18 protein-coding genes are annotated in these 20423 nt (G+C 60.3%); 9 read left to right on the top strand and 9 right to left on the bottom strand.

Features of this window, described 5'->3' with window-relative positions; translation table 11 throughout:
• Positions 1–6: 6 nt before the first annotated feature.
• A complete protein-coding gene (locus tag F2P67_RS12380; protein ID WP_166220715.1) occupies positions 7–621 on the top strand; it encodes a GNAT family N-acetyltransferase in 615 nt (204 codons plus the stop codon).
• Here the strand turns inward: F2P67_RS12380 and F2P67_RS12375 are convergent.
• Together F2P67_RS12375 and F2P67_RS12370 are read right to left on the bottom strand one after the other, a co-directional pair.
• Positions 587–1480: a LysR family transcriptional regulator gene (locus F2P67_RS12375; RefSeq protein WP_166220713.1), complete on the bottom strand. Its 894-nt coding sequence runs from the start codon at positions 1478–1480 to the stop codon at positions 587–589. The genes F2P67_RS12380 and F2P67_RS12375 overlap by 35 nt on opposite strands.
• A gap of 85 nt (positions 1481–1565) precedes the next feature.
• Positions 1566–1802 carry a hypothetical protein gene (locus tag F2P67_RS12370; RefSeq protein ID WP_166220711.1) on the bottom strand — a complete coding sequence of 79 codons (237 nt, stop codon included), beginning with the start codon at positions 1800–1802 and terminating at the stop codon, positions 1566–1568.
• Positions 1803–1986: 184 nt separating this feature from the next.
• Between F2P67_RS12370 and F2P67_RS12365 the strand changes: the two genes are divergently transcribed.
• Positions 1987–2544 carry an NADPH-dependent FMN reductase gene (locus F2P67_RS12365; protein ID WP_166220709.1) on the top strand — a complete coding sequence of 186 codons (558 nt, stop codon included), beginning with the start codon at positions 1987–1989 and terminating at the stop codon, positions 2542–2544.
• Between the two features lie 185 nt (positions 2545–2729).
• The gene (locus tag F2P67_RS12360; protein WP_166220707.1) at positions 2730–4013 is read left to right on the top strand and encodes an arsenic transporter; all 1284 of its coding nucleotides are present in this window, start codon (positions 2730–2732) and stop codon (positions 4011–4013) included.
• 180 nt (positions 4014–4193) lie between these two features.
• Here F2P67_RS12360 and F2P67_RS12355 read toward each other — a convergent pair whose 3' ends face one another.
• Positions 4194–5144, bottom strand: coding sequence for a DUF1853 family protein (locus tag F2P67_RS12355; RefSeq protein WP_166220705.1), 951 nt, complete (start codon positions 5142–5144; stop codon positions 4194–4196).
• Positions 5145–5259: 115 nt separating this feature from the next.
• Here F2P67_RS12355 and F2P67_RS12350 point away from each other — a divergent pair, with 115 nt between their 5' ends.
• The 6 genes from F2P67_RS12350 to pepN are packed head-to-tail and all read left to right on the top strand — an operon-like array spanning position 5260 to position 11776.
• Positions 5260–6150, top strand: a complete 891-nt coding sequence (locus F2P67_RS12350; RefSeq protein ID WP_166220703.1) for an NAD(+) kinase — start codon at positions 5260–5262, stop codon at positions 6148–6150.
• A complete protein-coding gene (locus tag F2P67_RS12345; protein WP_166220701.1) occupies positions 6150–7121 on the top strand; it encodes a metallophosphoesterase in 972 nt (323 codons plus the stop codon). The genes F2P67_RS12350 and F2P67_RS12345 overlap by 1 nt, the downstream gene beginning before the upstream one ends.
• Positions 7118–7987: a rhomboid family intramembrane serine protease gene (locus F2P67_RS12340; protein ID WP_166220699.1), complete on the top strand. Its 870-nt coding sequence runs from the start codon at positions 7118–7120 to the stop codon at positions 7985–7987. The genes F2P67_RS12345 and F2P67_RS12340 overlap by 4 nt, the downstream gene beginning before the upstream one ends.
• A gap of 33 nt (positions 7988–8020) precedes the next feature.
• Complete coding sequence (locus F2P67_RS12335; protein ID WP_093221961.1) at positions 8021–8281, top strand: YeaC family protein; 261 nt, start codon at positions 8021–8023, stop codon at positions 8279–8281.
• Complete coding sequence (locus F2P67_RS12330; RefSeq protein WP_178120926.1) at positions 8278–9108, top strand: DUF2797 domain-containing protein; 831 nt, start codon at positions 8278–8280, stop codon at positions 9106–9108. Before F2P67_RS12335 ends, F2P67_RS12330 begins: the two co-directional genes overlap by 4 nt.
• Positions 9109–9118: 10 nt before the next feature.
• Positions 9119–11776, top strand: coding sequence for an aminopeptidase N (pepN, locus tag F2P67_RS12325; protein WP_166220695.1), 2658 nt, complete (start codon positions 9119–9121; stop codon positions 11774–11776).
• A 112-nt stretch (positions 11777–11888) separates the two neighbouring features.
• Here pepN and katG read toward each other — a convergent pair whose 3' ends face one another.
• From katG to F2P67_RS12295, 6 genes are all read right to left on the bottom strand, one after another.
• Positions 11889–14159, bottom strand: a complete 2271-nt coding sequence (katG, locus tag F2P67_RS12320; RefSeq protein WP_166220693.1) for a catalase/peroxidase HPI — start codon at positions 14157–14159, stop codon at positions 11889–11891.
• A 130-nt stretch (positions 14160–14289) separates the two neighbouring features.
• Positions 14290–16500, bottom strand: a complete 2211-nt coding sequence (locus tag F2P67_RS12315) for a sulfatase-like hydrolase/transferase (protein WP_166220691.1) — start codon at positions 16498–16500, stop codon at positions 14290–14292.
• 360 nt (positions 16501–16860) lie between these two features.
• Positions 16861–17340, bottom strand: coding sequence for a copper chaperone PCu(A)C (locus F2P67_RS12310; RefSeq protein ID WP_166220689.1), 480 nt, complete (start codon positions 17338–17340; stop codon positions 16861–16863).
• Positions 17340–17945, bottom strand: coding sequence for an SCO family protein (locus F2P67_RS12305; protein WP_166220687.1), 606 nt, complete (start codon positions 17943–17945; stop codon positions 17340–17342). The genes F2P67_RS12310 and F2P67_RS12305 overlap by 1 nt, the downstream gene beginning before the upstream one ends.
• Positions 17946–18103: 158 nt before the next feature.
• Complete coding sequence (locus tag F2P67_RS12300; RefSeq protein WP_166220685.1) at positions 18104–19495, bottom strand: efflux transporter outer membrane subunit; 1392 nt, start codon at positions 19493–19495, stop codon at positions 18104–18106.
• Positions 19496–19563: 68 nt separating this feature from the next.
• On the bottom strand, positions 19564–20358 hold the full coding sequence (locus F2P67_RS12295; protein ID WP_166220683.1) for a helix-turn-helix transcriptional regulator: 795 nt from the start codon (positions 20356–20358) through the stop codon (positions 19564–19566).
• Positions 20359–20423: the final 65 nt, after the last annotated feature.

The following is a 20423-nucleotide window of genomic DNA, read 5'->3' as shown; positions in this document are numbered from 1 at the left end:
CCGAGTATGCAACCGGTCATGAATCCGAAATACCCAGGGCTGTCGGTGCGTGTCGCCGACGATGGCTTTGCCGCTTATATCTGGGGCAGCGACTTCAGTTTCGAGGTCGCCGCGTATGGCGCCGCCATCATCGGCCAGCCGGTCGAGCAGTGGCGGGTGACGCCGATTGTGCCGTATCGCAAATGTTACGGGATCGATCCTGAAGAGTTCAGCAGCTTCCGCGATGCGCCGGACAGTGCGATTTTCATGGCGTACCTCGACGACGAACCCGTCGGCCATCTGGTGATCAGCACCAACTGGAACGGCTTTGCCCACATCGACGAACTGGCCGTGCACGCCCCCGCGCGGCGCCATGGCGTGGCCAAGTCGTTGCTGGATGTCGCGCAGTTCTGGAGCCGCAAGAAAAAATTGCCGGGCATCATGCTGGAAACCCAGAACAACAACCTCGGCGCCTGCCGGTTGTATGAGCGCTGCGGCTATGTCATTGGCGGCGTCGACCACATGCGCTATCGCGGCATTGATCCGAACACGGCTGAAGTGGCGCTGTTCTGGTATCGCGTGTTCGATAATCCGCTGGAAAACCCGGTTAGTTCGCCAGCATCGCCTCGGCTTGTTCCGTGATGATGCCCAGCAGTGTCTGAATCGCCGATGACGGCGCGGCGTGTTTGTAAGTCAAGGCGTAGAGGCTGATCGGCACCGCGGGTGACAGCGGGCACACGTCGAGACCGGCTGCGCGGGCACCGAGGGCGGTGAAGGGGTCGACGATGGCCAGACCTTCACCGGCCTCGACCATGCTGCGCATCATCTGATGGGTTTGCACGCGGGTCTGGATGCTTGGCGCGGGGCGCAGAGCCTGCAGCTTGTTTTCCAGCGCCGGGCTGAGCGGGTCATGACCTTCGAGGCCGACCATGGCCTGACCGGCGAGGTCTTGCAGGGAAATGTATTTCTGCTTCGGTTGCAGCCAGCCGTGCGGCGCTAGCAGTTGCAGCTTGCCCTGGGCCAGTGGCTGGCAGGTGATGTCGGGGTGTTCGGGATCGTGCAGGCTCAGGCCCAGATCACTCTCGCGCAGCAGCAGGCTGCGGACGATGTCCGGAGTCGGTAAACCGAGCAGGCGGCAAGGTGCGTCGGGCAGGCGTCGACGTAGCAGCGCGATGCTGTGGGGCAACAGGTGTTGTGCCAGCGGCGGGGTGCCGATGATGCGCAGGGGCGGGGCAAGGTATTGCTTGAGGCTGCTGGCCAGACGCTGCACCGGCTCCAGTGCTTCATAGACGTGAGCGATTTCGGCCTGCAAGGCGCGTGCTTCCGGCGTGGCCTGCAGACGCCCGCGAACGCTGGCGAACAGCATGAACCCCCACTGGCTTTCGGCTTCGCGCAAACGCTCTTCGACCTCGGCCACCGGCAACTGCAGCCATTCGGCGGCGGTGCCCAGGTGACCGGTCTGCAAAAGCGCCTGAATCACTTCGATATGACGTAAACGCATGCGTGAAGTCCATGTTCAGCAGGTGGGGTCAGTGGCTGAATCCTACCCCAAGTCTGCGCATATGACTTCTGCTCATAACGCAGGGTTATGAAGCAACGGTTGGCTCGGGTTCGCGAACCAGAGTAATGCCCGACTGAACCAGCAAAAACTCGTTGTCGCTGACCTTGTTGACGCGATCGCCAATGGCCAGTTTGTAGGTGGTGACAGGCTCCATGCCGGTGAGACCGTCTGCCGACGGGTTGGATTCCTGGAACTCATGCACGGAATAAACGCGGCCTTCCGCATCTCTTGCATGGAACTGACCGACGAGTACTGCTGCCATCTGCTTAGAACCTCTGGAGATAAAACGCTTGATTTGCGGCTTGGTAGACCTTCATCAGGCGCGGTAAGTTTTCCTACGGGAAAAAAATAATCAGGACGCGGGAAATTCCCTTGTCCGCTGGTGGAACGTTCGCCGGATCGTCTATAACTTCTGACTTCTCCCACGCACAGTCGAGAGTCTTCCCATGAGCAATGTCTACAACGTCGCTGTAGTCGTCGGCAGCCTGCGCAAAGCATCGATCAACCGTAAGGTCGCCCTGGCGCTGGCTGAGCTGGCACCGGCGAATCTCAAACTGAAGATTGTCGAAATTGGCGATCTGGCGCTTTATAACGAAGACATCGACGGTGATTCACCGCCGGCAGCCTACAGCACTTTCCGTCAAGACGTGGGCTCATCCGACGCGGTGCTGTTCGTCACGCCGGAATACAACCGGTCCGTGCCTGCGCCATTGAAGAATGCCATCGACGTTGGCTCGCGGCCTTATGGCAAAAGTGTCTGGAGCGGCAAACCGGGGGCGGTGATCAGTGTTTCGCCCGGCGCCATTGGCGGCTTCGGCGCCAACCAGCATTTGCGTCAGTCATTTGTATTTCTCAATGTGCCGTGCATGCAACAGCCTGAAGCTTATCTGGGCGGCGCGGGCTCGGCGTTTGATGAGGCGGGCAGACTGAGTGAAACGGTGAAACCTTTTCTGCAAAGTTTTATCAATGCTTACGGACAGTTCGTAGAGCAACACAAAAAATAATGTCTGACTGAAAAACCTTGTGGCGAGGGGATTTATCCCCGTCGGGTGGCGAAGCGACCCCCTGCGATCGACAGTCGTACCTGGACACAGGTCTGACGACTGCTGCGCAGCCGAGCGGGGATAAATCCCCTCGCCACAGGTAAGCTGCGTTTCCCTGAAAGTCTTCTTGAACAAGGTTGTTGTGAATGCTTGCTGCGTCACTGATTTTCCTGCTGACCATCACCCTTGTCATCTGGCAACCCAAAGGCCTCGGCGTTGGCTGGAGTGCAACGCTGGGCGCTGTGCTCGCGCTGATTTTCGGCGTGGTGCACTGGAGCGATATTCCGCTGGTCTGGCAGATCATCTGGAACGCGACGGGCACCTTCGTTGCGCTGATCATCATCAGTCTGCTGCTCGACGAAGCCGGGTTCTTCAACTGGGCCGCATTGCACGTCGCGCGGTGGGGGCGCGGTAGCGGGCGCAAGCTGTTTGCCTTCATGGTGCTGCTGGGGGCGCTGGTGTCGGCGCTGTTCGCCAATGATGGTGCGGCGTTGATCCTCACGCCGATTGTCATTTCGATGTTGCTGGCGCTGCGTTTCTCGCCCGCCGCGACGCTCGCGTTTGTCATGGGCGCAGGCTTTATTGCCGACACCGCGAGCCTGCCGCTGGTGGTGTCGAACCTGGTCAACATTGTCTCGGCGGACTTCTTTCACATTGGCTTCAATCGCTACGCAGCGGTGATGGTGCCGGTGAACTTCGTCAGTGTTGCGGCGACGCTGGGCATGTTGCTGTGGTTTTTTCGTCGTGATATTCCGGCTTCATACGATCCTGAGCAACTGGAGGATCCAGCAACCGCGATTCACGACACCGCCACGTTTTATGCCGGGTGGGCCGTGCTGGCGATTTTGTTGGTTGGCTGCTTTGCGCTGGAGCCGCTGGGGATTCCGATCAGTGCGATTTCCGCGGTGTGCGCGGCGCTGCTTCTGGGGATTGCCGCCCGGGGTCACAAGATTTCCACGCGCAAGGTGATGAAGGAAGCACCGTGGCAGATTGTGATTTTCTCGTTGGGTATGTATCTGGTGGTTTATGGCCTGCGCAATGCCGGGTTGACCGGGTATCTGGCGGGGTGGCTGGATGTGTTTGCCGGGTACGGCGTGTGGGGCGCGGCGTTCGGGACCGGGGTGCTGACGGCGTTGTTGTCGTCGATCATGAATAATTTGCCGACGGTGTTGATTGGTCTGCTGTCGATTGATGCGAGTCAGGCGAGCGGGGTGGTCAAGGAGGCGATGATCTATGCCAATGTGATCGGCAGCGACCTGGGACCGAAGATTACCCCGATTGGCAGTCTGGCGACCTTGCTGTGGCTGCATGTGCTGGAGCGCAAGGGGATAAGGATTGGCTGGGGGTACTACTTCAAGGTCGGGATTGTTTTGACCGTGCCGGTTTTGTTGGTGACGTTGGCGGGGTTGGCTTTGCGGTTGGGTCTTTAGCCGTTTCGCCTGGCGGCGACTTACTTTGGCAAACGCCGGAATGCCGGCCCAGCCCAAAGTAAGCAAAGGTCTTCACCCTGACGTACGGCCCTCGCCTGGGCTCGGGTTCCTTCGGTTGTGCTCCGTCCCCCTGTGGGAGGGGGCTTGCTCCCGAAGGCGTCGGTTCAGGCGCTTCGAACCTCAGGATTGCCCCGGTACATTCGGCCAAAAATCCGACACCAGGAACAAGCGCTCCGCTTCTTCCCATTCGCCCCTGGCATTTTCGATCAATCTCACCATCAGTTGCGCCGGCGCCAGCGGTTCCAGATCCTGCAGCCACTTCTGTAAATGTTCCGGCGTCCAGGTCTGATCCCCCGGGTATTGCGCGGGCGCTAGCCAGGCGTGGCGGGGCAGGGGTTGCCAGCGGCCGGCGGGACGTTGGGGCATGAAGGCTGGCCAGTCTTTCTGATGCAGCCAACTGCCGCGCAGGTGCTGCGGATGGGCGCCTGTCGGCGAGGCGGAACGGCCGGGCCATGGGTACAGCAGGTAGCCGCCCAGCCACAGGTGCGCATTGAAGGCTTCGATGTCCAGCGTTGCCAGCACGTCGCGGCTTTCCGGGCGGGCCGAGATCGGCAGTTGATGCTCGGCCAGGTGCGCCAGTTTTCGGTCCAGTCGATCGTGGCAGCCCGGACCCAGCCACTGCGCCGGATCGTGGCCATCGCCGTTCTGTGGGCCGAGGTAGAGTTTGATTGCCAGTTCCAGGTGGTGCACGCCGTCGCGGTCGCGCAGCAGCATGTCCAGTTCACCGAGGGTATGGCCTTCGCGGCGGATCGGCAGGTTCGCCGCGATCAGTTCGATGCCCGGCGCGTGCTCCACGACAAACTGCCACAGTCGCTCGTAATACAGACCCAGACGCCGGGTGCGCGCCTGGGAGAGCCAGTGCAGCAAGCCGTAACTGTCGCGGTCGAGTTGGCGCAGCCAGTGTTCCAGGCGCTCGGGATCATGCACCCAGTCGCTGCCGGCCAGCGGGTGGCGTTGCGGCCACGGGGTGCTGGCGAGCATCGGTGGGGCGAGGATCACCCACGCCAGATCGCGCACTTCGGGATGGCGTAACTGGTGGGGCAACTGCAGCAGGTCGGGAAATAGGATCATCTTGCGAGCATAGCCTTAAACACGAGCGCGCCCTTGAGGCTGAAAGGATTTTGTCTATCGCAGGCTTTCGCCCATAATCGTGCTTTTCGCGTTTTCGATTGTCCGCAGAGGTCCCATGGAGCAATTTCGTAATATCGGCATCATCGGTCGCCTGGGCAGTTCCCAGGTGCTGGATACCGTCCGCCGACTGAAACGGTTTCTGCTCGATCGTCACCTGCATGTGATCCTCGAAGACACCATTGCCGAAGTCCTTCCGGGCCACGGCCTGCAAACCTCGTCGCGCAAGATGCTCGGCGAAGTCTGCGACATGGTCATCGTCGTTGGCGGTGACGGCAGCCTGCTCGGTGCTGCCCGGGCGCTGGCCAAGCACAATATTCCGGTGCTGGGGATCAACCGGGGCAGCCTCGGTTTCCTCACTGACATTCGTCCGGATGAGCTGGAAGTCGAAGTCGCCAAGGTGCTCGACGGCCATTATCTGGTGGAAAACCGCTTCCTGTTGCAGGCTGAAGTTCGCCGCCACGGTGAAGCCATCGGCCAGGGCGATGCACTCAACGACGTCGTGCTGCACCCCGGCAAATCGACGCGGATGATCGAGTTCGAGCTGTACATCGACGGCCAGTTCGTCTGCAGTCAGAAGGCCGACGGCCTGATCGTTGCGACGCCGACCGGTTCCACCGCGTACGCGTTGTCGGCGGGCGGGCCGATCATGCATCCCAAGCTCGATGCCATTGTGATCGTGCCGATGTACCCCCATATGTTGTCCAGCAGGCCAATTGTGGTCGATGGCAACAGTGAGCTGAAAATCGTCGTGTCCAAAGATATGCAGATTTACCCGCAAGTCTCCTGCGACGGGCAGAACCACTTCACCTGCGCGCCGGGCGACACCATCACCGTCAGCAAGAAAGCACAGAAGCTGCGGCTGATTCACCCGCTCGACCACAACTACTACGAAGTCTGCCGGACCAAGCTCGGCTGGGGCAGCAAGTTGGGTGGTGGAGGCGACTGATGCTCGATCCCGCGCGCAGTTATGACTTGATTGGTGACGTGCACGGATGCGCCCTGACCCTGGAGCACTTGCTTGACCGGCTCGGTTATCACAAGCAGGGCGGGGTCTGGCGGCACCCATCGCGCATGGCCGTGTTTGTCGGCGACATCATCGACCGTGGCCCGCGGATTCGCGAGGCGCTGCACATCGTCCACGACATGGTCGAGGCCGGCCAGGCCTTGTGCATCATGGGCAACCACGAATTCAACGCCTTGGGCTGGAGCACGCCGGCGCTACCGGGCAGCGGCAAGCAGTTCGTCCGCGAACACACGCCGCGCCACGCGCGTCTGCTGCACGAAACCCTGACCCAGTTCGAAGACCATCCCGGCGACTGGCACGACTTCCAGCGCTGGTTCTACGACCTTCCACTGTTTGTCGATGCCGGACGTTTCCGGGTCGTGCATGCCTGCTGGGATGCCGGTCTGATCGAGCCGTTGCGTGCGCTGTTTCCGAATGGCTGTATCGACGAGCACTTCCTGCAATCGTCCGCCGTCCCGGGCAGTTTTGCCTGCACGGTGTTTGACCGCTTGCTGCGCGGCACCGACATGCGCCTGCCGGATGGTTTGACCATGACCAGCGGCGACGGTCTGGTGCGTTCGTTCTTCCGCACCAAGTTCTGGGAAGATGATCCGCAGACCTACGGCGACATCGTCTTTCAGCCCGATGCCTTGCCTGAGCCGGTGGCGCAAAAACCACTGACCTCCAGTGAGAAAAACAACCTGCTGCGCTACGGCGTCGACGAGCCTTTGCTGTTCGTCGGCCACTACTGGCGCAGCGGCAAACCGGCGCCGATCCGTCCGAACCTCGCGTGTCTGGATTACAGCGCGGTGCTCTACGGCAAACTGGTGGCCTATCGTCTGGATCAGGAAACGCGTCTGGATCCGCATAAATTTGTCTGGGTCGATGTCGAGCGGCCGGAGGTACTGCAATGAGTTCGGTCGCGGTTTTGCGTCTGCCGCTGGCGGCGGATCTGAGCGGTTTCGTCAAACTGCTGCAACGCATGCAAGTGCCACATCGCGTCAGCGAAGAGGCCGGTGAACAGGTGTTGTGGGTGCCCTCGGAGATCAGCGACGACGTGCGCTCGCTGTACGAGCGCTTTCCCGCCGGTGATCCCGATCAGCAACTGGACATACCGGTCGCGCAGCCCCTAAAGCGCCCGAGTTTCGCCGAACAGCTGAAATACGCCAAAGCCACCGGGTTTATTCTATTGCTGTGCCTGATCGTCGCCGGCCTGACCTTTCTCGGCGACAACCTCGAAACCCTGCGCTGGCTGACCTTTCTCGACTTCCGGGTGATCGGCGACTACATCCACTTCACGCCGCTGGAAGACAGCCTTGCGGCAGGGCAGTGGTGGCGGCTGGTCACGCCGATGCTGATCCACTTTGGCATCCTGCACCTGGCCATGAACGGCATGTGGTACTGGGAACTGGGGCGGCGCATCGAGTCGCGTCAGGGCAGTATCAATCTGATCGGTCTGACCTTGCTGTTCAGCCTCGTTTCCAACTACGCACAGTTCGCCTGGAGCGGCCCGACCCTGTTTGGCGGCTTGTCCGGCGTGCTTTACGGTCTGCTTGGGCACTGCTGGATATTCCAGTTGCTGGCGCCAAACCCGGCTTATCGCCTGCCGCGTGGCGTGCTGGTGATGATGCTGGTGTGGTTGCTGGTGTGCATGTCCGGCCTGATCTCGATGATCGGTTTCGGCCAGATCGCCAACGCCGCCCACGTCGGCGGGTTACTCATCGGATGCTTCACCGGTTTGTTGGGTGGTTTGTATAACCGCCGTAAACTGGCCGCCTAAAATTTTCAGTGAATAAAGAGCACGGAGACCCTGATGTCCTCTTTTAACGAAATGATCAAGAACATCACCCCGGACATCTACGAGAGCCTGAAACTGGCCGTGGAAATCGGCAAATGGTCCGACGGTGGCAAACTCACCGCCGAGCAGCGTGAATTGTCGTTGCAGGCGATGATCGCCTGGGAAATCCAGAACCTGCCTGAAGAACAGCGCACCGGTTACATGGGCCCGCAAGAATGTGCGTCGAAGTCGATCGAAGTGCCGAACATCCTGTTCAAGTCGGATGCCATCCATTGATCGAGATTGGCCGCGGTGCAATCAGCAAAATGTCGGCGCACCTGGACGGGCCGAACGTGCAGTACGCGTTTCGTCTGGATGACGTCGAGGTGCCGGTCAATCCATTGATCGGCACCACGGTGCGTCTGGAATACCTGGGGGCGATTCACTGCACCCATTGCGGGCGTAAGACCAAAACCAGTTTCAGCCAGGGTTATTGCTACCCGTGCATGACCAAACTGGCGCAGTGCGATATCTGCATCATGAGCCCGGAACGCTGCCACTTTGAGGCCGGAACCTGCCGGGATCCGGTGTGGGGCGAGCAGTTCTGCATGACCGACCACGTGGTTTACCTGGCCAACTCGTCGGGGATCAAGGTTGGCATCACCCGTGCTACGCAATTGCCGACTCGCTGGCTCGATCAGGGCGCGAGTCAGGCGTTGCCGATCATGCGCGTTTCGACACGGCAGCAGTCGGGCTTCGTTGAAGACCTGTTCCGCAGTCAGGTGGCCGACAAGACCAACTGGCGTGCACTGCTTAAGGGCGATGCGGTGGCCGTCGATCTGGCGCAGGTGCGCGATCAGTTGTTTGAAAGCTGCGCCGAAGGCCTGCAGGGCTTGCAACAGCGATTTGGCCTACAGGCAATTCAGACAATTCGCGACGTGGAACCGCTGGAAATCCGCTATCCCGTCGAGCAATACCCGGCCAAAATCGTCAGTTTCAATCTGGACAAAAACCCGATTGCCGAAGGCACGCTGCTGGGGATCAAGGGCCAATATCTGATCTTCGACACCGGCGTGATCAACATTCGCAAGTACACGGCTTATCAGCTCGCCGTGCATCAATAAGGACTCCAGCATGCGTACCGAACAACCGAAGATGATTTACCTGAAGGACTATCAGGCGCCCGAGTACCTGATCGACGAAACACACCTGACCTTCGAGTTGTTCGAGGATCACAGCCTGGTGCACGCGCAGTTGGTGATGCGCCGCAACCCGTCCCGTGGCCCGGGCCTGCCGCCGCTGGTGCTCGACGGCCAGCAGCTGGAATTGCTCTCCGTGACCCTGGCAGACCAGGAACTGAGCGCCGACGATTACCAACTGACCGAGAATCACCTGACCCTGCAACCGGCCAGCGAAACCTTCACGGTCGACACCAGCGTCAGGATCCATCCGGAAACCAACACCGCGCTGGAAGGCCTGTACAAGTCCGGCACGATGTTTTGCACCCAGTGCGAGGCTGAAGGCTTTCGCAAGATCACCTATTACCTTGACCGTCCGGACGTGATGAGCAAGTTCACCACCACCGTGGTCGCCGAACAGCACAGCTACCCGGTGCTGCTCTCCAACGGCAACCCGATCGCTAGCGGCCCGGGTGAAGACGGTCGGCACTGGGCGACCTGGGAAGACCCGTTCATGAAACCGGCGTACCTGTTCGCGCTGGTGGCCGGTGACTTGTGGTGCGTTGAAGACAGCTTCACCACCATGACCAACCGCAACGTCGCGCTGCGCATTTACGTCGAGCCGGAAAACATCGACAAGTGCCAGCACGCAATGAACAGCCTGAAGAAGTCGATGCGCTGGGACGAAGAGGTCTACGGTCGCGAGTACGATCTGGACATCTTCATGATCGTCGCCGTCAACGACTTCAACATGGGCGCGATGGAGAACAAGGGCCTCAACATCTTCAACTCCAGCGCCGTACTGGCCCGCGCCGAAACCGCCACCGACGCCGCGCATCAACGCGTTGAAGCGATCGTCGCTCACGAATACTTCCACAACTGGTCGGGCAACCGCGTGACCTGCCGTGACTGGTTCCAGTTGTCGCTGAAAGAAGGCTTCACGGTGTTCCGCGACGCCGGGTTCTCCTCGGACATGAACTCGGCCACGGTCAAGCGCATTCAGGACGTGGCGTACCTGCGTACCCACCAGTTCGCCGAAGATGCCGGTCCCATGGCCCACGCGGTGCGCCCGGACAGCTTCATCGAAATTTCCAACTTCTACACCCTGACCGTCTACGAAAAGGGTTCGGAAGTGGTCGGTATGATCCACACCTTGCTGGGCGCCGAAGGCTTCCGCAAGGGCAGCGACCTTTACTTCGAACGCCACGATGGTCAGGCAGTGACCTGTGACGATTTCATCAAGGCGATGGAAGATGCCAACGGCGTTGACTTGACCCAGTTCAAGCGCTGGTACAGCCAGGCCGGCACGCCACGTCTGGCGGTGAGCGAGTCTTACGACGCTGAGGCGAAAACCTACAGCCTGACCTTCCGCCAGAGCTGCCCGGAAACCCCGGACAAAGTTGAAAAGTTGCCGTTCGTGATCCCGGTCGAACTGGGCCTGCTGGACAGCAACGGCAACGAAATTGCCCTGCGCCTGGCCGGTGAGGCCTCGGCTCAAGGCAATACCCGCGTCATCTCGGTGACTGAAGCCGAGCAGACTTTCACTTTCGTGGATGTCACAGAGCAGCCGCTGCCTTCACTACTGCGCGGCTTCTCGGCACCGGTAAAACTGAGCTTCCCGTACAACCGCGATCAACTGATGTTCCTGATGCAGCACGACAGCGACGGCTTCAACCGCTGGGATGCCGGTCAGCAACTGTCGGTGCAGGTGCTGCAAGAACTGATCGCCCAGCAGCAGAAGGGCGAGAGTCTGGTGCTCGATCCGCGGCTGATTTCGGCGCTGAAAACAGTGCTGTCCGATGAGTCGCTGGATCAGGCCATGGTTGCCGAAATGCTGTCGCTGCCGGGCGAGGCGTACCTCACCGAAATCAGTGAAGTGGCGGACGTCGACGCCATCCATATCGCTCGCGAGTTCGCCCGCAAACAGTTGGCGGATAACCTGTTCGAAGCGCTGTGGCTGCGTTATCAGGCCAACCGCGACCTGTCGAAGCAGACCCCGTACGTGGCCGAAGCCGAACATTTCGCCCGTCGTGCGCTGCAAAACATTGCGCTCTCGTACCTGATGCTCAGTGGCAAGCCGCAAGTGTTGGCGGCGGCACTGGAGCAATTCGAGACGGCCGACAACATGACTGAACGCCTGACCGCACTGGCGGTGTTGGTCAACTCGCCGTTCGAAGAGCAGAAAGCACTGGCGCTGGCGAGTTTCGCCGAGCACTTCAAGGACAATCCGCTGGTCATGGATCAGTGGTTCAGCGTCCAGGCCGGCAGCACCTTGCCGGGCGGTCTGGCACGGGTGAAGGCGCTGATGCAGCACCCGGCGTTCAACATCAAGAACCCGAACAAGGTGCGTGCGCTGGTCGGTGCGTTTGCCGGGCAGAACCTGATCAACTTCCACGCGGCGGATGGCTCCGGCTATCGCTTCCTCGCGGATCTGGTGATCGAACTGAACGGCTTCAACCCGCAAATCGCTTCGCGCCAATTGGCGCCGCTGACGCGCTGGCGCAAATACGACGACGCTCGTCAGGCGTTGATGAAAGGCGAGCTGGAGCGGATTCTGGCGTCGGGGCAGTTGTCCAGCGATGTGTATGAAGTCGTTAGCAAGAGCCTGGCTTGACGCATAACTGAATGTGGGAGCGGGCTTGCTCGCGAAGGCGGTATATCAGACACAGAGAAGTCGACTGATACACCGCCTTCGCGAGCAAGCCCGCTCCCACAGTTGTTTTGCGTTACTTCAAATCAAACCGATCAAGGTTCATCACTTTCGTCCACGCCGCCACGAAATCCTTAACGAACTGCTCCTTGGCATCCGAACTGGCATACACCTCAGCCAGCGCCCGCAGTATGGCGTTGGAACCGAACACCAGATCAACCCGGGTCGCCGTCCATTTCACGTTGCCGCTCTTGCGGTCCCGTCCCTCGAACTCATCGGCATCCCGATTGGTGGGTTTCCACTCCACGCCCATGTCCAACAGGTTGGTGAAGAAGTCGTTGGTCAGCGCTTCAGTCTGCGACGTAAACACGCCGTGGCGACTTTGCCCGACGTTTGCGCCAAGTACGCGCAGGCCACCCAGCAACACGGTCATTTCCGGCGCGGAGAGGGTGAGCAGTTGCGCCTTGTCGATCAACAGCGCCTCGGCCGAAACGGTGTATTTGCCTTTGCTGTAGTTTCGGAAGCCATCGGCAATCGGTTCGAGGAAGCCGAACGAGTCAACGTCAGTCTGCTCTTGCGTAGCATCGGTGCGGCCCGCAGAGAAGGGGACGGAGACCGAATGACCGGCGTTTTTCGCCGCTTGCTCGACCCCGGCATTACCCGCCAGCACGATCAGATCCGCCAGCGAAACCTTCTTGCCAGATGCACCGTCATTGAACTCGCTCTGAATGTCTTCCAGGGTTTTCAGTACGCTGGCCAACTGTTCAGGTTGATTGGCCGGCCACGATTTTTGCGGCTCCAGACGCAGACGACCACCGTTGGCGCCGCCGCGTTTATCCGAACCACGGAACGTCGAGGCCGCCGCCCAAGCGGTCGAGACCAGTTGCGACACCGAAAGACCCGACGCGATGATTTTGCTCTTCAACGCAGCAGCGTCGCTGTCGTCGATCAGCGGGTGGTTGGCCTCAGGAATCGGATCTTGCCAGAGCAATTCTTCATTCGGCAGTTCCGGGCCGAGATAGCGGGAGAGTGGCCCCATGTCGCGGTGGATCAGTTTGTACCAGGCGCGGGCGAAGGCATCGGCCAACTGCTCGGGATTGGCCAGAAAGCGCCGAGAGATTTGTTCATAGGCGGGGTCGAAACGCAGCGCCAGGTCAGACGTCAGCATGGTCGGGTCGATGCGTTTGTTCGGATCGTGAGCGTGGGGAATGGTGCCGGCACCGGCGCCGTTTTTCGGTTTCCACTGGTGTGCACCGGCGGGGCTTTTGCTCAATTCCCACTCGAAGCCGAACAGGTTCTCCAGATAGTTGTTGCTCCACCGGGTGGGAGTGGTCGTCCAGGTGACTTCCAGACCACTGGTGATGGTGTCGCCGCCCTTGCCGGTACCGAATGCGTTGCGCCAGCCGAGACCTTGTTCTTCGAGGCCGGCGGCTTCTGGCTCAGGGCCGACATTGTCGGCGGGACCGGCACCGTGGGTTTTGCCGAAGGCGTGGCCACCGGCAATCAGTGCGACGGTTTCTTCGTCGTTCATGGCCATGCGGCCGAAGGTTTCGCGGATATCCAGGGCCGACTTCACGGGGTCCGGATTGCCTTCCGGGCCTTCCGGGTTCACGTAAATCAAGCCCATTTGCACAGCGGCCAGCGGATTTTCCAGATTGCGCTCGCCCTGATCGGTGCGGCTTTCCTCTTTACCGTGCAAGTCAGGCTCGGCTACCAGCGTGCCGTCGCCGGGTTCCTGCATGGCCGACTTGTCTTTGCCGTAACGGCTGTCGCCGCCCAGCCATTCGTGTTCCGAACCCCAATACACGTCTTCGTCCGGCTCCCACACATCGGGACGTCCGCCGGAGAAACCGAAGGTCTTGAAGCCCATGGATTCCAGCGCGACGTTACCGGTGAGCACGATCAGGTCGGCCCAGGAAATATTGCGACCATATTTTTGCTTGATCGGCCACAGCAACCGCCGCGCCTTGTCGAGGCTGACGTTGTCCGGCCAACTGTTGAGCGGGGCGAAACGCTGCTGACCCGAGCCGGCGCCACCGCGGCCATCCGCCGTGCGATAAGTCCCGGCACTGTGCCAGGCCATGCGGATAAAGAGCGGGCCGTAGTGGCCGAAGTCGGCAGGCCACCAGTCCTGAGAGTCAGTCATCAGCGCGTTGAGGTCTTGTTTCAGCGCCTGGAAATCCAGGCTCTTGAACCCTTTGGCGTAGTCGAAGTCCTTGCCCAGCGGATCGGACTTGGGCGAGTGCTGACTCAGGATTTTCAGGTTGAGTTGATTCGGCCACCAGTCACGGTTCGTCGTACCACCACCGGCGGCGTGGTTGAACGGGCATTTCGATTCGTTTGCCATGTTCGGGTCCTTATCAGGTCTGCTACGGCCGGCTCGTGCCGACTTCGGACTAGTAAGGCTAGACCCGACTTGGAGAGTCGGCTAATAGGCCGACTATTGGTGGGTCATAGGCAAAGTCTTTCAAACAGACTCAACTCGACTGTGCCGTTTCATCCTCCACAATGTCGTCGAGCAAATCCTCCTGCCCCGGTACTTCAGTAATCACACTGAAGTCCGTCACTTCCACTGCCCCCAAGCCATACCCCAACAAGTGAAACGAAAACGCCTTGCGCTGTTGCGGGTTGTCGAAACTGAAATCCATTTCCAGCGGTTGATCCGCCGTGGCGACCATCTCGGTGGGCAACCCGAGTTGCACGTCCTGCTCAAACTCCTTGGCCTTGAGCTGGATGTACGCCGCCTGTTGCGGATCGACCGAGCGCACGGTCAGGCGCACGCGGGTGTGCGAGCCTTTGGGCATTTCCAGGTATTGCGCGCCGATCAGGTTGTCGGCCCAGTCATCCTTGATCTGCGCTTGCAGCGGGATGACGTTGGTGCTGCCGAACTGATAACGCTGATTGAGCGGCGTGCGCAGCAGTGACAGGTCCAGGGCATTGGCGCGGGCGGCAATCTGGCGGGCGCGCTGGCCGCTGTAGTTGCCCTTGTAGGTGGCACTTTCGGCGATGAAACCGGCGCTTTCGTAGTAGCGGCAACGGCGCGGCATGTCGCATTCGGAGAAGATTCCGCGCCCGTCGTGGTAGCGCAGTTTGCCGTTGGTGTACGACATGATTTCCCGGCCGCTATCGTAGTCACGAAACAGCGAACGCCCGCTCAGCGCGCTGGGCACCGGCAGGTCGAAGTAGTCGAGGATCGACGTGCTCAGGTCAACATGCCCGTAAACCCCGGCGTTGAGTCGCGGCAGTTGCTCATGCTCCGGCGCAAGGGTCAGGTTGAATCCCCAGGATGACGCCAGACGCACGCCATCAATGCCGTGGGATTCGTCGGACGTGATCACCACCAGCGTGTCTTTCAGTACGCCTTGGCGTTCCAGGCCGATGAGGAATTCTTCCAGCGCGTCATCCAGATAACCGACGGCTGCCTGTTTCGGTGTTTCGTAACGCTGCAGATAGTCTTCCGGCGCGGAGTAGGGCTGATGCGTGCCGACCGTCAACAAGGTCAGCATCCACGGTTGTTTGTGTTTCTTCAGTTGGCCGACATAGTCCAGCGCACCTTCGAAAAACGCCTTGTCATCCTTGCCCCACGGGAACTCCAGATAGTTGGCATTACTGAACCATTCCAGACCGTGGGTCGCATCGAAACCAATGTGCGGCATGATCTTGTCTTTGGCCATGAAGCGCAGGCCGGCACCCTGCAAGTAGTGAGTGCTGAAACCGTGCTCACGCAGTTGCGCCGGCAGACACGCCTGGTTGCGCTCCTTCTGGGTGAGCATTTCCACGCCCTTTGGCGTGCCGTTGTTGAGCTTGTCGTAATCGCCGCAAAGCATCGCGTACAGACCGCGAATGGTCTGGTGCGTGTGCAGCACGTAGTCCGGAGTGTTCATGCCGCGCTCGGCCCAGCGGCTGAGGTTGGGCATCAGGTCTTCCTGATAATGACTGCCGATGGCCTCGCGGTTGGCGCGGATGTACGCACCGGGAATGCCTTCCAGCGCGATGATCAACACATTGCGCGCCTGACCGGGGCCGGCCAGCAGCTTGTGGCCGTTGAGATCGACATCGGTCAACCCGGCCATGGCCGGCGCGACTTCCTCGAAGTCACCGTCCAGCCATTCTTCGACCTGGATCTGCACGTCGGCCACCTCGGTGGCCAGCAATTGATGCGGCAGGTTGTACACGCGCCATGGATCGGCTTCGTCGGGCCAGAGATTCTGCGTGCCCCAATGCGCGGCGAACAACACCAGCGGTGCGCTCCAGGCCGCGCGGGGCAGGGCTGGGCGGGCGATGCCTCGAGCAGTGAACTGCGTGAGCAGCCACACCATCATGGCCAGCAGTAAGGTGATGCCCAACGCCGGATGCGCGAGACCACCACCGGTAGAGTTCTCGACGAATTGCGGGTCGATCAGGTAATGCAGATCGGAAGGATTCGGCAGACGCCCGACGGCGCTGACCAGTTCTGCCGTCGCCACAGTCAACAATCCCCAGAACAGCAGCACCGGCAATGCCAGCCACCACGCCCGACGATGTAACAGCACCACCAGCAGGCTGCCGATGGCCAGGTCCGAGACATAACCCAAGGCTGTCGACCAGCCGAGTGCCGCACGCAGGCACACCGGCACAATCAGCACCAGAAAAATAAGGGACAGGAGGCGAGCCCGCGGGTGCCGCAAGCCGTTCAGAAGAGCGCTCACAAAAAAAGACCTTCCAGTCATCAAAACGTCAAAAAAGTGTGGGCGATGATACCAAGGGCGCGCTGTCTGATCGCCTTTTTAAACGCGCAGGTGATTGGCTGGCCGGTAGCGTTTGCACAGACGAGAAATCCTTGAGCGCGTGACTGGCGTGGGTGTCGGGCGACACAAGCCGACAGCACAGGGTTTCCGTGGCGGCGGATTTATTGTTTCAGGCTGTTTAACAAGCCTTTGATCTGTTTGCCTGCGCATCTGCGAAGTCGGGATTTCAACGTCGACTTCTCGTCAACATTATCGCGCCCGAAAAAACGGGGCGGCATGATTTTTGATCATGCCGCCCCGCAGGTCTTTCAGTCCGTCAGATCAGTGCATTTTGCTGTGATCATGACCTTCCATGTTGGTCAGCGAGCGCACTGGCGCTTTCACTTCGATGGTTTCTTTCTCGCCCTTGGCGTTTGCGACGGTCAGGGTCAAAGGAACGATTTCGCCTTCCTTGAGCTGAGCAGTGAGGCCCATGAGCATGACGTGGTATCCGTTCGGATCAAACTTGACCGCTTTGCCGGCCGGCAGGTCGACCGACTGCACCGGGCCCATTTTCATCACATCGTCCTTCATGGACATTTCGTGAATCTGCACGTCTTTGGACACGGGCGAGGCAACGCTGAGCAATTTGCTGTCGCTGTCGGCGGTGATGGTCATGAACGCGCCGCTGGCGGACTGGCTTGGCACGGTGGCACGTACCCAGGCGTCGTCGACTTGGGTCTGCGCCGAAGCCTGGAACGCCAGACCCAGCAGGGACAGGGTCAGTGCGGCGCGTTTGATGTTGTTCAGAACGGGGTGCATCAGCAAACCTCCATAACGGTAAGCAAGTCTTCCGTGCATTCTTCTGCCGAAAGCGATGTGGACAGCCCCATGCGCAAGCCGCCACGGGAGTCGTAAACGTAACTGGTCGATGTATGCGAGATGGTATAGGTGTCGCCCGCCGGGACTTTCTCGTAGAACACGTCGAATTCCTTGGCCGTGGCCTTGGTTTCCTCAACGGTGCCGTACAGCGCAACGAAGCTGGGGTCGAAGGCTTTCATGTAGGCGTCGAGGATTTCTGGCGTATCGCGCTCAGGGTCCAGGGTGATGAAGATCACCTGCAGGCGGTCGCCATCCTTGCCCATCAGTTTCTTGATTTTCGCCGCGCGGGCGAGGGTGGTGGGGCAGACCGCCGGGCACTGGGTGAAGCCGAAGAAAATCATCGGCATCATGCCGCGAAAGCTCGACAGCGACATGGTTTCGCCATCGGTGTTCTTCAGTTTGAAGGTGCGTCCGAGGATCTTGTCGCTCAGATCCTTGCCGTACTTGTACGACAGTTCGCCGCGGGTGTCGCAGCCGGCGAGCAGGCCGAGCCCGAGCACGCCCATTCCCGCAAGCACCTTGCGGCGAGTCAACAAAACCGTCATCTGATACCGCCTTTTGCAGCCCGTCAGTCAACAGGACTGGCGGGGTGGGTTAACCGTAAAAGCGGCGCATGATACCAAACTGAAGGCAAAGACCGGCCGCGGATCGCCGTACAGCGTGGGATCTGGCGACAAAAGGTGTAAGAAAAAGTGACGCGTATTCACTGCGGGCTGGATACATCGAGCGGCCAGCCACCGCCCAGCGCGGTGTACAGATTCACTTCGGCGACCAGTTGCGCGAGGCGATCGGTGATCAGCCCTTGCTGCGAACTGAACAGCGAACGCTGGGCATCGAGGAACACCAGACTGCTGTCGACGCCGTTCTGATAGCGGTGCTGCGCCAAAGTGTAGTAATCCTGCGTGGCTTGCACCAGATCACTCTGCGCCTGCAGTTGTTGCTGATAAGTACTGCGCGCCGCCAGCCCGTCAGCGACTTCCTGAAACGCGGTCTGGATCGATTTTTCGTATTCGGCCACCGCCACGTCTTTCTGCAGTTTCGAATAATCCAGACTCGCCCGCAGACTGCCGGCGTTGAAGATCGGCAGGCTGATCTGTGGCTGAAAGGTCCAGGCGCCGGAACCCGCGTTGAACAACCTCGACAGGTCGCGGCTGGAGGTGCCGGCGCTGGCGGTCAGGCTGACGCTGGGGAAAAACGCCGCCCGGGCTGCGCCGATGTTGGCGTTGGCCGCTTTGAGAGTGTATTCCGCCTGCAGGATGTCCGGGCGCCGTTGCAGCAAGTCCGATGGCAGACCGGCCGGCAACTGTTGCACCAGATCACTGGTCAACGGACGCGCGGGCAGCGTGTCCGGCACCGGCGCGCCGACCAGCAATGTCAGGCTGTTGAGATCCTGCGCGACCTGCCGCTGATAGCGCGCCAGATTGGCCCGTGAACTGTCGACGCTGGTCTTCGCCTGAGCCTGCTCCAGCGCCGAAGACTTGCCGGCGTCGCGGTTGCGGGTGGTCAGGCGCAGGCTTTGTTCATCGGCAGCGAGGGTCTGGCGGGTCAGCTCAAGCAGCTCCTGATCGGCACGCCACGTCAGGTAGGCGTTGGCGACGTTGGCCACCAGACTCAACTCGGCGCTGCGCCTTGCCTGTTCGGTCGCCAGCCAGGTTTGCAAGGCCTGCTCACTGAGGCTGCGCACCCGGCCGAAGAAATCCAGTTCATAGGCACTGACGCCCAGATTGACTGCGTAGGTCGAATTGATCATCGACTTGCTGCGGGTCACGCTGGGTGGCATGCGCTGGCGCGATTCGCTGGCATTGGCCGACACCGCCGGCAGCAGGTCGGCGCGTTGAATGCGGTATTGCGCCTGGAAGGCTTCGACATTTAGCGCGGCCACACGCAGGTCGCGGTTGTTGAGCAGGGCCGAATCGATGAGTTGCGGCAAGGCCGGGTCGTTGAACAGCGTGCGCCAGTCTTCAGTGCTGGCTGCGGTTTGTGTGGGCGTCGGGTATTGCGCGGCAACCGGTGATGCGGGCCGCTGGTAGTCGGGAATCAGCGAACAGCCGGCCATCAGCATGGCGATGGACACCAGGGAAAGACGTAAGGACATCAAACAGCCTCGAATTCTTGCGGGGGAATAAACCTTTGAGTCAATGGCAGGCTTTTCTGAAGGGGCGCTCAAGCCCCGGCCATCCACTTCGCCAGACCATGCCGGCCACTGACCCCGAGTTTCGCGGTCGCCCGCTTCAGGTAGGTTTCGACCGAGCTGTTCTTGACCCGCAGTCTGTCCGCCATTTGCGGCACGGTACCGCCGGTCAACAGCCCCAGACAGACTTCTTTTTCGCGCGCCGACAAGACAATCCCGCACAGCCCCAGTCGCTCGTCGAACACCTGCGCCAGCGGCGCCTGATCCAGTTCGGCCAGGGGCTGACGCGGCTGTCTGGCGAGGAGTTGCCGGCTGATCTGCGCATGGCGCTCGATCAGCGGCAGCAGGGTGTCGGACAGGCGTTTGAGAAACGACAGCTCCGGCAGGGAAAACACCCGTTGCGTGTGCGGTCGATAAAACGAGATGACGCAGCGGCGGTTGGACGTACGCGAAACCAGATTGCACTGGTGGGCGTTGTGTTGCGGATGGCGTGGCTGCAATGAAGCCTTTAGTTGAATCAGTAACGAGTCATTCATCTCGATCATTTTCTCCAGCAACGGATGCGCATCCGGATGCTGCAGCGGATCGGGCGGCGGCACGTTCTGTACGAGGCCTGCGCTGCCCAGCGGGGTGATCTCGACCACGCTGGCCTGACGTTCATCAAGGGTCCACTCGCTCAGATCGACCCGGTTGACCGGCACCAGTGTGTCGACCAGCTGGAACATGTTGCTGGCGAAATGATCATCGCCGGTGCTCGCAATCAGCTCTCCCAGTTGCCAGTAAAAATGCGGGTTTTCCATGTTGCGAATACTGCCGGTCAGATTCATATCCTTGTCATCCCTGGTTCAGAGCCATCACTGAATCGTCTGCCGTCTGTATAAAAGCCGCCCAC

This window comes from Pseudomonas atagonensis (assembly GCF_011369485.1).
Lineage (GTDB): Bacteria > Pseudomonadota > Gammaproteobacteria > Pseudomonadales > Pseudomonadaceae > Aquipseudomonas > Aquipseudomonas atagonensis.
Note: the sequence above shows the minus strand (reverse complement) of the source record. Positions and strands in the feature narration are given on the sequence as shown.